This is a genomic window from Mailhella massiliensis (genome assembly GCF_020741395.1).
Taxonomy (GTDB): Bacteria; Desulfobacterota; Desulfovibrionia; order Desulfovibrionales; family Desulfovibrionaceae; genus Mailhella; species Mailhella massiliensis_A.
Window position 1 is genome coordinate 1 of record NZ_DYZA01000097.1, and the last position, 12,418, is coordinate 12,418.

General features: G+C 58.1%; 13 protein-coding genes and 2 pseudogenes. 9 read left to right on the forward strand and 6 right to left on the reverse strand.

Translation table 11 applies throughout. From position 1 onward, the window contains the following. From K8W16_RS05175 to K8W16_RS05185, 3 genes and pseudogenes are all read right to left on the reverse strand, one after another. Positions 1–94: pseudogene (locus K8W16_RS05175) on the reverse strand (IS200/IS605 family transposase); the annotation flags it as partial. A 218-nt stretch (positions 95–312) separates the two neighbouring features. Then, complete coding sequence (locus K8W16_RS05180) at positions 313–1,056, reverse strand: YebC/PmpR family DNA-binding transcriptional regulator (RefSeq protein WP_304121775.1); 744 nt, start codon at positions 1,054–1,056, stop codon at positions 313–315. 24 nt (positions 1,057–1,080) lie between these two features. Further along, positions 1,081–1,683, reverse strand: coding sequence for an RlmE family RNA methyltransferase (locus K8W16_RS05185; protein ID WP_304121777.1), 603 nt, complete (start codon positions 1,681–1,683; stop codon positions 1,081–1,083). A 291-nt stretch (positions 1,684–1,974) separates the two neighbouring features. Here K8W16_RS05185 and K8W16_RS05190 point away from each other — a divergent pair, with 291 nt between their 5' ends. From K8W16_RS05190 to cydB, 8 genes and pseudogenes are all read left to right on the forward strand, one after another. Next, on the forward strand, positions 1,975–2,361 hold the full coding sequence (locus K8W16_RS05190; protein WP_304121779.1) for a desulfoferrodoxin: 387 nt from the start codon (positions 1,975–1,977) through the stop codon (positions 2,359–2,361). Positions 2,362–2,363: 2 nt separating this feature from the next. Further along, positions 2,364–2,513: pseudogene (rd, locus tag K8W16_RS05195) on the forward strand (rubredoxin); the annotation flags it as partial. Between the two features lie 36 nt (positions 2,514–2,549). Continuing rightward, complete coding sequence (locus tag K8W16_RS05200) at positions 2,550–2,717, forward strand: rubredoxin (protein ID WP_304121805.1); 168 nt, start codon at positions 2,550–2,552, stop codon at positions 2,715–2,717. Between the two features lie 19 nt (positions 2,718–2,736). Next, positions 2,737–2,922, forward strand: coding sequence for an anaerobic ribonucleoside-triphosphate reductase (gene nrdD, locus K8W16_RS05205; RefSeq protein ID WP_304121781.1), 186 nt, complete (start codon positions 2,737–2,739; stop codon positions 2,920–2,922). A 25-nt stretch (positions 2,923–2,947) separates the two neighbouring features. Beyond that, positions 2,948–3,106: a rubredoxin gene (rd, locus tag K8W16_RS05210; RefSeq protein ID WP_304121784.1), complete on the forward strand. Its 159-nt coding sequence runs from the start codon at positions 2,948–2,950 to the stop codon at positions 3,104–3,106. Between the two features lie 77 nt (positions 3,107–3,183). Next, positions 3,184–4,392 (forward strand): FprA family A-type flavoprotein, encoded by a 1,209-nt coding sequence (locus K8W16_RS05215; protein ID WP_304121787.1) that lies wholly within the window; start codon positions 3,184–3,186, stop codon positions 4,390–4,392. Between the two features lie 155 nt (positions 4,393–4,547). Beyond that, positions 4,548–5,870: a cytochrome ubiquinol oxidase subunit I gene (locus tag K8W16_RS05220; RefSeq protein ID WP_304121790.1), complete on the forward strand. Its 1,323-nt coding sequence runs from the start codon at positions 4,548–4,550 to the stop codon at positions 5,868–5,870. Position 5,871: 1 nt separating this feature from the next. Continuing rightward, the gene (cydB, locus tag K8W16_RS05225) at positions 5,872–6,891 is read left to right on the forward strand and encodes a cytochrome d ubiquinol oxidase subunit II (protein WP_304121792.1); all 1,020 of its coding nucleotides are present in this window, start codon (positions 5,872–5,874) and stop codon (positions 6,889–6,891) included. A 165-nt stretch (positions 6,892–7,056) separates the two neighbouring features. Here the strand turns inward: cydB and K8W16_RS05230 are convergent, their stop codons facing one another. Together K8W16_RS05230 and K8W16_RS05235 are read right to left on the reverse strand one after the other, a co-directional pair. Beyond that, complete coding sequence (locus tag K8W16_RS05230; protein WP_304121794.1) at positions 7,057–8,742, reverse strand: FAD-dependent oxidoreductase; 1,686 nt, start codon at positions 8,740–8,742, stop codon at positions 7,057–7,059. A gap of 136 nt (positions 8,743–8,878) precedes the next feature. Continuing rightward, positions 8,879–9,109, reverse strand: a complete 231-nt coding sequence (locus K8W16_RS05235) for a ferredoxin family protein (RefSeq protein WP_304121797.1) — start codon at positions 9,107–9,109, stop codon at positions 8,879–8,881. A gap of 190 nt (positions 9,110–9,299) precedes the next feature. Between K8W16_RS05235 and K8W16_RS05240 the strand changes: the two genes are divergently transcribed. Further along, positions 9,300–10,856 carry a sigma 54-interacting transcriptional regulator gene (locus K8W16_RS05240; RefSeq protein ID WP_304121799.1) on the forward strand — a complete coding sequence of 519 codons (1,557 nt, stop codon included), beginning with the start codon at positions 9,300–9,302 and terminating at the stop codon, positions 10,854–10,856. A gap of 89 nt (positions 10,857–10,945) precedes the next feature. On the opposite strand, the gene K8W16_RS05245 is transcribed toward K8W16_RS05240, so the two are convergent. Then, positions 10,946–12,145 carry an MFS transporter gene (locus K8W16_RS05245; protein ID WP_304121802.1) on the reverse strand — a complete coding sequence of 400 codons (1,200 nt, stop codon included), beginning with the start codon at positions 12,143–12,145 and terminating at the stop codon, positions 10,946–10,948. Positions 12,146–12,418: the final 273 nt, after the last annotated feature.

The following is a 12,418-nucleotide window of genomic DNA, read 5'->3' on the forward strand; positions in this document are numbered from 1 at the left end:
GCCCATAAATTACTTTTCTTCCATACTTGGGTGTGAAGACAATATGGTACTTACACAGCCATTTCGTATGTGCCGAATGTTGTTCTTTCGCCATAAAAAAACACCTTTTTGATGGGGACGGAAGCCTGAACAACTCCGTCTTATCGAAAAGGTGTTTTTTCAGGTATAATCGTTTTGAGTTCCACCCGCTAAGCGGGTGTTTTTCTGTTTCGGTCGCTTCCGCTCCCTCAACTGCCTGAAGTCCTTAACAAAAGCCCCCTTTCCACAAAGGAAAGAGGGCTCGAAACTTACTCCTGAAATCAGGGCAGTACCTTACGCTTCAGGATCGAAATCTTCGGGGAAGTCGGCGTTGGTGTACACGTTCTGCACGTCGTCCAGTTCTTCCAGGGCGTCGGTAAGGCGCATGAGCTTCCTGGCAGTTTCCGCGTCCACGGGCACCAGCATACGGGGCACCATGGCAAGCTGAGCTTCCATCATTTCCACGCTCTGGCCTTCCAGAGTTTCGCGCACGGTGTTGAAATCGGACATGGACGTACGCACTTCCCAGGTATCGTCATTGTCCTGCACGTCATCGGCGCCGGCTTCGAGCACCATGTTCATCACGGTTTCCTCGTCGGCGTACTTCTCCTTGTCCAGCGTGATGACGCCCATGCGGTCGAACTGGAAGGCCACGGAGCCGCTTTCGCCCATGGCGCCGCCATACTTGGTGAACACATGGCGCACTTCGGCCACGGTACGGTTCTTGTTGTCGGTGGCGGTTTCCACAATAATGGCCACGCCGCCCGCGCCGTAGCCTTCGTACATGATTTCGGTAATGTCGCCGCCCGCATCCTGGCCGGTACCCTTGCGGATTGCGGCTTCAATCTTATCCTTGGGCAGGTTCACGGCCTTGGCGGCCGCAATGGCGGAACGCAGACGGGCATTGCCGGCAGGGTCCCCGCCGCTCTTGGCGGCGATGATGATTTCCTTGGCGGCCTTGGTGAAGGCCTTGCCGCGCTTGGCGTCCTGAGCACCCTTGCGAAGTCTGATGTTTGCCCATTTATTGTGTCCCGACATGTATGCCTCCGAACAAAAAAGTGTTTACCCTTGAACAGGCCCCTTGAATCCCATGCCGACTTCAAAAATTTCCTTGCTTTCGGCGCGGGAACTCTTGGGTTTGAATGTTTTTACCGTGGCAAAACGCGCGCGCAGCGCCTTTGCCAGCTCCTGAAAGTCCGGCCCCATGAAAATCTTGGCGATGAAGCCCCCGCCCGGCTTGAGATAGCGGTCAGCCACCTCCACGGCCTCCAGGCACAGCTCCAGAGAGCGAGCCTGGTCGGTGAACTTTGTTCCCGTGGTGCGGGGGGCCATGTCGCTGATGACCATGTCAAACGGCCCCTTCTCCGCAAGCAGAGCCTCAAACTCCGGCGTACGCTCAAACACGTCCTCCTGAAGAAACGTCACATTAGGAGGAAAGGCCGTGTCCGTACTCTGCAAATCGCAGGAAAGCACCAGCCCCCTGTCCCCCACCCTCTCCGCAGCATAGAGCGACCACGAGCCGGGGGCGGCGCCGAGATCCAGCACCTTCATGCCGGGCCTGAAAAGCCGGAAAGCCCTGTCCATTTCCTTGAGCTTGTACACGGAACGGGCAGGGTAATGTTCCTCTTTGGCCTTAAGAAAATAATAATCGCGATATACTTTCATGGCAGTCCGGGACTGTGTATCGTATTTCCTGGCAATAGCCAAGAGAACTCGGGCGGGAAATTTTTTGCGGGAAATCTTTTAGCACAAAGCTTTTCGTTTTTCCAGCAAAAGATGGGGGCATTTCCCGAAAAGCCGATTTCACACAGCGGCCCCGGAAAAAATGCTTCTTCTTTCTCCCGCCTCAGCTGAAAATTTATTCTTGACTTCTTATCAAGAATAATTATTATTTATTCGCGCATCGGGTTCCGCCCCGACGCCATCTTGAAACACACCTCTACCAGGAGACATAACATGCCTGCAAGATTTGAAGTATATCAGTGCAAACATTGTGGAAATATTGTGGAAGTCCTTCACGGCGGCGCCGCCCCCCTCATCTGCTGCGGCGAACCCATGAAGCTTATGCGCGAAGGTTCCACCGACGGCGCCAGCGAAAAGCATGTCCCCGTCATTGAAAAGACGGCAAACGGCTACAAGGTGAAGGTCGGCTCCGCCGCCCATCCCATGGCGGAAGATCATTACATTGAATGGATTGAGCTTCTGGCCGACGGCGTTTCCTATTTTGCCTTCCTGAACCCCGGCGACGCTCCCGAAGCCGAATTCTGCGTGAAGGCCGACAAGGTCACCGCCCGCGAATTCTGCAACAAGCACGGCCTGTGGAAGGCCGCCTTCGAGGGATAACCATGAAGAAGTATGTGTGCACCCTGTGCCGCTGGGAATACGACCCGGCTGCGGGTGACCCCGATTCCGGCATCGCGCCCGGCACCGCCTTTGAAGATATCCCCGAAGACTGGGTCTGCCCCGTCTGCGGCGCTTCCAAGGCCGATTTTGAAGCCGTGGAAGGCGAAGCGGAAAAAACGGAAAGCGATATGGCCATGTGGCAGTGCCAGATGAGCAACTGCGGCTATATCTACCGCCCGGAAAAAGGCGACCGCAAGGGGAAGATCCCCGCAGGAACCTCCTTTGAAGACCTTCCCGACGACTGGCACTGCCCCGTCTGCGGCGCCGGCAAGAAAATGTTCAAGAAGATCGCCTGAGGGCAAAGAAACTTTCCCCATGGTCCAATGCAAAACTTCTGTGTCCTCCTCTCTGCGAGAGGAGCTCGCCGGAAGCGGCGTAAAGTTTGAACGCATCCGCCGCATCACCGGCTACCTTGTGGGCACAACCGATCGCTTCAACAACGGCAAGCGAGCGGAAGAGCAGGATAGAGTGAAACACTGTAACATGGACAACTGGCGCTGAGCCACCACACCAAGGAGACTTCCCCATGAAAAAGTACACCTGCAATGTCTGCGGTTACGAATACGACCCGGCTGCGGGCGACCCTGATTCCGGCATCGCTCCCGGCACCGCCTTTGAAGATATCCCCGAAGACTGGGTCTGCCCCGTCTGCGGCGCTTCCAAGGCCGATTTTGAAGCCGAGTAATATCCGGCACATCTCTTCGCGGGCAGCCTTCGAAAGAAGGCTTCCCGCTTTTTTGTTTTACCCCGAGAGAGGAACCTATGAGACCTGTTGAGCTGAAAAAGGACATTTACTGGGTCGGCGCCGTCGACTTCGATATCCGCAATTTCCATCACTACAGCCGCTCCCCCGAAGGCAGCACCTACAATGCCTATCTCGTATGCGATGAGAAGAAGGTGCTCTTCGACACCGTGAATGCCCACGAATTTGACACGCTCGTGAAGCACATTTCCGAGATCATCGACCCGGAAAGCATCGACTACATCGTGTGCAATCACCTGGAGCAGGACCATTCCGGCGCCCTTCCCCGCATCGTGAAGCTGTGCAAGCCCGAAAAGATCTTCTGCTCGCCCATGGGCTACAAGTCCATGACGAACATCTATAATACCGAAGGGTGGCCCATTGAGATCGTGAAGGACGGCCAGCGCCTGAACATCGGCAAGCGCAACGTCACCTTCCTGGAAACCCGCATGCTGCACTGGCCCGACAGCATGGTCTCCTACCTTGAAGAAGACAAGGTCCTTTTCAGCAACGACGCCTTCGGCCAGAATATCGCAAGCTCCTTCCGCTTCGTGGACGAATGCGACCGCACCGTGCTTTATGATTCCATGAAGCGCTACTACTACAATATCGTGCTGCCCTATTCTCCCCAGGTGCTCAAGACCCTGAAGCGCGTCACCGACCTCGGCCTGCAGTTCGATATCATCGCCCCCGATCACGGCCTCATCTTCCGTACCCCCGAAGACGTGAAGTTCGTCATCGACTCCTACATGGCCTTTGCCGAACAGAAGCCCCAGCTCCGCGCCGTCATTGCCTATGAAAGCATGTGGAACGGCACCGCCAAAATGGCCGAAGCCGTGGCCGACGGACTGGAAGCGGAAAACGTGCCCTATGTGCTCGTGAACCTCCAGAACTGCCACTGCAGCGACGTGATGACGGAACTTGCCGACAGCGGCGCGCTCATCCTCGGCTCCGCCACGCGCAACAACATGCCCATGGTCAACATGATGGCCTGCCTCGCCCATGTGAAGGGCCTGCGGCCCCAGAACCTCGTAGGCGCGACCTTCGGCACCTACGGCTGGTCCGGCGAAGCGCCCAAGATGATGGCCGACGCCCTTGCCGAAATGAAGGTCGAGCTCGTGGGCGAACCGCTCAAGTGCTACTTCAATCCCCAGGAAGAAGATCTTGCCAAGTGCCGCGAACTCGGCGTCGCCGTGGCCCGCGCCCTGAAGGAAAAATGCGGGGCGTAAGTCCCTAAGCCCCGCCCTCTTCCGGGCGGGGCAAGAGCGGCGGGGCTTCCCCATGCCCCGCCGCCCCAACGGAAAAAGAGGCTTTACGAAAAAGCCGCTTCGGCCGACCTGAGGCCGCACATCTGGATGCGCAAGAGAGCACCAAGGAGCACAGCATGGACCTCATCCTCCTTTCCCGCCTCCAGTTTGCCATGACTGTTTTCTTCCACTTCATCTTCGTGCCCCTCACCCTGGGCCTTTCCATCCTGCTCGCCATCATGGAAACGCTCTATGTGCGCACCGGGGATGAAGACTACAAGAGGATGGTCAAATTCCTGGGCAAACTCTTCCTCATCAACTTTGTCCTCGGCGTGGTGACCGGCATCACGCTGGAATTCCAGTTCGGCACCAACTGGTCGCGCTATTCCGCCTATGTGGGCGACATTTTCGGTTCGCTCCTTGCCATTGAAGCCACGGTGGCCTTCTTCCTCGAATCCACCTTCGTAGCCGTATGGACCTTCGGCTGGGAAAAGGTAAGCAAGAAGGTGCACTGCTTCGCCATCTGGATGGTGGCCCTTGCCGGCAACATCTCCGCGCTGTGGATCATCCTTGCCAACGGCTTCATGCAGAACCCCGTGGGCTACACCATCCGCAACGGCCGTGCGGAACTCGACGACTTCTTCGCCGTCATTTCCAACCCCTATGCCTGGGGCGAATATTTCCACACCGTATCCTCCGCCTGGATGCTGGGCGGCTTCTTCGTGCTCGGCGTGGCCGCATGGCACCTCGCACGCAAGAATGAAGTCTCCCTCTTCACCAAGGCCGTGCGCATCGCCGCGCCCTTCACCCTCATCATGGCCCTGCTCGTCGGCATCGCCGGACACCATCAGGGCATGAACGTGGCCGAATACCAGCCCGCCAAGATGGCGGCTATGGAATCGCACTGGACCACGCAGACCAGGGCCCCCATGTATCTTCTGGTCTGGCCCGATCAGGAAAACGGCCGCAACCTTGTGGAAGCCCTGCCCATTCCCGGGCTCATGAGCTTCATCGCCTTCAATGATATCAACGCCGAGGTCAAGGGCCTGAGCGACTTTGCCAAGGAAGATATCCCGCCCGTGCTGCCCACCTTCCTTTCCTTCCGCCTCATGGTGGCCCTGGGCTGCCTGTTCATCGCCGTGGCGGCCTGGGCCTGGTGGCGCCGCAAGGACATTGCCTCCGACGCGCGCCTTGCAAAAATACTGCCCTGGATGATCCCCCTGCCCTACATCTGCATCATGCTCGGCTGGACCGTGGCGGAAGTGGGCCGCCAGCCCTGGATCGTGTACAACCTCATGCGTACCTCGGACGCGGTTTCCCCCGTGCCCTCAAGCTCGGTGCTGCTTTCCGTCATCGCCTTCCTTGTCATTTATACCCTGCTCGGGCTGATCGATATCTGGCTCTTGTACACCAATTCCCGCAAGGGCCCCGAACCCGCCAAAGCCGCTGAGGAGGCGTAACATGGAAACAATCTGGTTCTTCCTCTGGACGCTCCTCTGGGCCGTGTACTTCATTCTCGACGGCTTCGACCTCGGCATGGGCAGCCTCATGCCCTTCCTGGCCTCCAACGACCATGAACGCCGCGTCATCTACAATGCCCAGGGCCCCTACTGGGACGGCAATGAAGTGTGGCTCATCACCGCAGGCGGCGTGACTTTCGCCGCCTTCCCCAACGCCTACGCCGTCATGTTCAGCGCTCTGTACGCGCCCCTGCTCATCCTGCTCTTCTGCCTCATCTTCCGCGCCGTAGCCTTTGAATTCCGCGGCAAGGGCGATTCCTGCACCTGGATCTTCTGCTGGGACGTGTGCATGACGCTCGGGAGCTTTTTGCCCGCGCTTCTGCTCGGCGTGGCCTTCGCCAACCTCTTCATGGGCATCCCCATCGACGGAAACGGCGTGTACCACGGCAGCCTGCTCAAGCTCCTGAACCCCTACGGCCTCGCGGGCGGCGTGTTCTTCGTCGTCATGTTCTGCTATCACGGCGCGCTCTGGCTGGAACTCAAGTCCGAAGGCAACCTTCAGGCCAAGGCCTTCAAAGCCGCCAAGGCGCTCTGGCCGGTGCTGCTTTCCCTGGTGCTCGTCTTCCTGGCCCTCACCGGCCACTACACCGAAAGCTTCACCCGTCTGGCGCAGCACCCCGCCGCCTACGCGGCCCTTGCCCTCGCCGTCATCGGCCTTGTGGCCAGCCGCCTCTGCCTGAACTCCAGCACTCTCGCCGCCTGGATATGCAGCGCCCTGTTCATCCTGGGCCTTACCTTCTTCGGCGTGTTCGGCATGTACCCCGGCATCATCCTCTCCAGCATTGATCCGGCCTACAGCATCACCATCTTCAACGGTTCCTCCAGCCCCCTCACCCTGAAGATCATGCTCACCGTTACGCTCTGTGCCGTGCCCGTGGTGCTTCTCTACCAGGCCTGGGTATACTGGACCTTCGCCCACAAGGTAACGAAGGAAACCCTGAAGGATGAACACGCCTACTGATCCGGACAGGGGAATGCCCCTGACATGACAAAAGGCCCGCCCTCCCCGAAAAGAGAGCGGGCCTTTCCTTCCCCGCAAGGCGGATGGAAAAAGGCGCAGGGCTCAGGCCCCGCGCCTTTTTCCATCCGTCATATCCTCCCGCGCGGGCATGGGCCCGGCCCCGGGTCAGATACCCCAGCGTTCACGCCAGCTGGTATGCACCTGCCCGTCCTCCTTCCAGACCTGGAGGAACTTGTTGTTCAGAAGGGGATTGGTGAAGGTGTAGTCGGAGCGGCAGTGCATGCCCCTGGTCTCCTTGCGCTCCAGGGCCGCATGCATGATGATTTCCCCGTTGTCCATGAGATCCAGGGCCTCCACGGCGCGCATCAGGCCATGGGCGTTGTCCACGGAAAGGGAAGCCACGGAGTTCTCGCGCAAATCTCCCAGGTATTTCAGGCCCGCCTTGAGCAGGCTTTCCGAGCGGACGTTGTACGGCCCGGCCGCAGCATAGGAAGCCATGATCTGCTGAAGGCCGAGGTTGGCTTCCTTCCAGGTTCCTCCGTTCTTCCTTCCGAGGAAGGAGCTGTAAAGTTCCGCCCGTTCCCTGACCCATGCGGAATCCCCGATTTCCTTCAAAGACGTATTCTTCGCCGTCTCGGCGGCATGGCATCCGGCTATCCAGCCGTACACGGCGGCGCCGGAAATATCCGCCCGGAAATTGCCTACCATGTCGCCTGTGCCGTAGAGGCCGGGGATGGAGGTCTCGCCGTTTATGTCCACCTCAAGGCCGCGCCCGATAAGGTGCGGCTCATACTGCATGAATTCAAAGGCGTGCCGCGCCACGTCAAGATCATGGCGCTTCATGTAGTCCACCACAGCGGTGAGCCCTTCACTGACCATGCCTTCCCGCATGAAGTCGAGGTCGTCCTTGTTGATGGTGCTGCAATCAATATAGGCCGGGCCGGTACCGTTATGGATAAGGTCTGTATAGGCGGTATTCCACACATCGCAGGTGATATCCCCGATATAGCGGGTGGCCTTCTCCACAAAAGGCCCGAGCAGCTTCCCGTCGGGATAGCGGTACACCCCTATCCAGGTCGACTTCCCGGCCCGGGCGAAAAACTTGGGCCCGGCGTGACGGTTGGGCATTTCCATGTTGACCATCTTCGCGCCGATGCGCCATGCCTGAGCCTGTGCCGCGCCGGTACAGGCCGGGCAGAAGGCCGTGTTGAACGGGCTGCCCGGGCTGCCCGCCGAAGGATAAAGCCTGTTGGCCGTACCCGTGGCAAGGATGACTTTCTTTGCCCTGATGATCCTGAAAGCCGGTTCCTCGGCGCTTATGTCAAGGGCAAGCGCCCCGGCGATTTCCCCGTCGACCTTGATGAGCTCCACGATGGGGCTGTGGTTCAGGATCCTGGCCCCGGCTTTCTTTGCCCTGGCAGTAAGCACATACTTCTGATTATGGCCGTCGTACTTCAGCCATATCCTGGGACGGCCGGGGAAGGCGTGCCCCATGAATTCGTAATCGGGGCCGAACGGACGCATGTTGATGCCCCATTCCAGCCATCTGTCGGCCATGGCGATGGATTCCTGCAGGAAGCGCAACGTCAGCCTGGGGTCGTGAAAACCTCCGATCTGGCTCTGAAATGTTTCCTGGAGTATAGGCGTAATATCATCGCCGTGAACCTTGGGATAATAACAGAGAAAATGGTCGTTGCCCGTGGATCCCGAACCGGAACGCCGGGAATCGGACTTCTCCGCGACCAGGGTATCCCTTCCGGCTTCAGCGGAAGCTATGGCGGCGCAAAGTCCGCCGATACCACCTCCGACGATAAGGACGTCGGTAGTCATGGGTTCTTTGAACTGTATCATGAAATTCTCCTTGAAGGCTTTTCCGAACGGCCCGAAATGCAAGAGTTCTTTCTCCGGCCCTCGTCATGAGGGGCTTTCGCCGGCAGAGGCGCGGCGGCCTGCCGGGGCGCGGCGCGCCCCGCAAGGTACCAGCGCCCTACTTGTGAAGTGACTCCACATCCACATGAAGCATCATGTAGTTGAGCGGCAGCCTCAGTTCTATGGCTTTTTTCGGACAGTCGAGAACGCAGGCATTGCAGTGCCAGCACTCTTCAGGATAGGCCACCTCGGGAATCTGTCCCTTGGTATACTTGAATATGTGCATGGGACACAGGGTAGCGCACATACCGCAGTGTGAGCATGCATCCGGGTTGATGATAGGGGGCATGGTATTCTCCTGTTGCGTGTTGCCGGGGCGGGGCTCCGGAGTATACCTCATGCAAAAGCAAAAAGCATGCCAATATGCCTTTCAACGCTAACCCGTGCATTTTCTTTAAAAATCATTTGACGCAGGGATGAAGCGCGGCTACAGCTATTCCAGATACTGTGAATTTTTGCCGGTAAAATCTGCACACACTATGAATAAAGAGCTTCTGTTCGACTCCCATATTGCCGCAGAATCGTGCGTGGCCATGTACAGAACCAGCGGCCTGCGCAACCTGCTGCTTTTTCTTCTGGACACGCTCCAGCCATTCCTTCCCGTCGCCCGCATCAACGCGCTGTACTGCACGGTGAACGCCGATGTGCTCGTCACCATGTCCGATACCAACAAGGTCAACGTCTCCAACAAATTCGCCGAGAGAGGGCTTTTGCCCCCGATGCTCCTGCGGGAGCGCATTACGGAAGATATCATTGTGGGAGACATAGGCGCCGTCATTCCCCGGCCCCCAAAAACAGGCGGGGCCTTTGCCTGCGACATGCCCTACCTGTTCCACAACTCCATGCTGCGCATCCCTCTTTTCCGGTCGTCCACCGCCGTATTCCTGCTGTGCTTCTGGTCAAAGGAATTCCATGCCTTCGACGATGAGGACCTTGCCGGCCTGCACCGCCTTCTGGCACCTCTCGCGGCGGAGCTGGAAGACAATCTTTCGGGAATAGACCTCAACGCCGGAACCCGCATTTCTCCTCGGGGAGAAAGCGGAAAGGAAAAAATATGCCTGTGTCCCGGCCTGCAGGACGTCAAGGCACAGATAGAGGCCGTAGCCGATGTGGATACGACGGTATTGATTCTCGGGGAAACCGGTGTCGGCAAGGAAGCCGTGGCGGATATGATCCACGAACTTTCCAGTCACAGGGACGGCCCGCTCATCAAGGTAAACTGCGGAGCCATTCCCCCGGATCTTGTGGACAGCGAGCTGTTCGGGCATGAAAAGGGAGCCTTCACCGGCGCGGCCTCATCCCGGCAGGGATACTTTGAAATGGCCGACGGCGGCACTATTTTCCTCGATGAAATAGGGGAAATGCCGGGTATGGCTCAGGTGCGTCTGCTGCGCATCCTGACGGACGGGATGCTCCGCCGCGTGGGAGGAAGCAGATATTTTCCCGTGCATGTGCGCGTTATCGCCGCCACGCAGGAAAACCTCCTCGACAAGCTTGAAGCCGGGCTGTTCCGGCAGGATCTCTGGTTCAGGCTCTCGGTCTATCCCATCCTCGTCCCTCCTCTGCGCAGGAGGCTGCACGATATTCCCGTGCTGCTGAACCACTTTCTTCTGAAAAAAAGCAAGGAGCTGAGACTCCCCTTCGTTCCCGAGGTGGAGGAAGGGGAAATGAACGTCCTTTGCCGCTATGCCTGGCCGGGCAATGTCAGGGAACTGGAAAATGTGGTGGAAAAGGCCCTTCTGCAATGCAAGGCCCGCAACAGCAGAACCATACACTTCTCTCCCGACGGCTCCGCGGCTCTCCGAACAACCTCCCTGCCGGAACATGCGCCGGAAAAGACTCCCGGAGAAAGGGCCTCCTGGCCGTCTTTAAAGGAGTATGAAGAACGGTATATCGCGGAAGTCATAGAACACTGCGGAGGAAAACTCTCCGGCCCGGGAGGCGCGACGGAAATTCTGAAAATCCACTACAACACACTGAAGTCACACATGAAGCACATGGGACTTCCCCTTCCGGGGGCAAGAAGACGGAGATAAGGCTTCCTCGTGCGGATCCGGGAAGCCGCCTGAACCTGTTTTTCGACCGGCTTTCCCCGATCTGCGTTCATGCTCTGTCCGTGCGTATGTCAGGCGTGACGACCACCGTGGAACCTGCCGTGCTCGAACCAGTACAGGCATGCCGCAAAAACGGCCGTTGCGGCAAGGCCGAAGAACATGCCTTCATACCCGGCGACAGGCACCAGAAAACCGAAAATATAGGGCCCAAGACCGATGCCGAGGTCGAAAAAGAGGAAGAACGTCGTGGTGGCCTGGGCAAAGCGCGAGCGGGTGACCAGCGTCAGCGAGACGGCCTGCCCGGCGGACTGGAAATTGCCAAAGCCCGCGCCGAGAAGAAAAGCGGCGAAAAGAAAGGCCGCACTGGTCTCCGCCGTGGCAAGCAATGCCATGGACAGGGCCATGAGCAGAAGCGCGGGATAAAAAACCACGTTTTCCCCGTAATGATCGAGAACATGCCCGCTGAAGGGCCGGGTTCCCAACGCCGCCGCGGCATAGACAAGGAAGAACACACCCGCCGCCCAGGTAAGGCCCTTTTCCTCAGCAAAAGAAGTAAGGAAGGCCTGCACGCAGCCGTAACCCAGGCACGCCACCAGCGCCACCAGAGAGAAACGAACCACGCGCGGATCGATGTAGCTGTACAGATCCGTCAGCGGCCGATGCTTTTTCAACATGGCAGGCAGACTCTGAAGCGCACAGAATACCGCAAGGCAGCCTGCGCCTGAGGCGAGCGCCGTCCACACCACGACGGTGTAATCCGCCCCGCTCATGAGCGTGATGCCGAGAAAAGGCCCGGCTGCCAGAGCAAGCGCCGTGCTCATGGTAAAGAGGCTGATGCCGAGGCCGTGGTACTGTCTCGGCACTACATAGGCCACGATGGTGCCCGTGGCCGTACCCGTCACACCCACGGCAATGCCCGTAAAAAGACGCTGCAAAAAAAGAAGCGGAAGGGAACCTGCAAGGAAAAAGGCGGCGACACTGCCTGCATAGAGCAAAAGTCCGGCAAAAAGAATGGGACGGCAGCCGAACAACGAAAGCAGGCTCCCGGAAAGGAAGCGCCCTGCAAGGCAGCCTATGACCATGATGCCGCTGGAAAAGCCCGCCACGCTCAGGCTCGCCCCGTAGGCTTCGCGCACATAGAGCGTGCCTGTGACAAAAATCATGTAATAGGCCGTCATGATAAACAGATTGATCACGGCCACTACGTTGAAGTTGCGGTTGAATATGGCCTTCAAGCCGTACCGCGCAATCACTCCCTTCCCTTCCGACATTCCAAGCCTCCAGATATGCAAAAAGCGCCTGTCGGCAAAACATTCCACCTGTGCCGCAAGCGCGTTTATGGTGATACGAAGATGCCCGCCCTCTGTCAAGAAACGGTAAAAGCCCGGAGCGCAGTCACAGAATCCGCAGTCGGGTCAGGCTCCTGTACCTTCATCCTATCCGCCGTCCGAATATCGCTTTCTTCTTGAAAAAAGGATCAAGAAACATATCAGCCATACCTATGTCCGGTATTTCCGTCTCATACTAGGCAAAAATCTTGTATT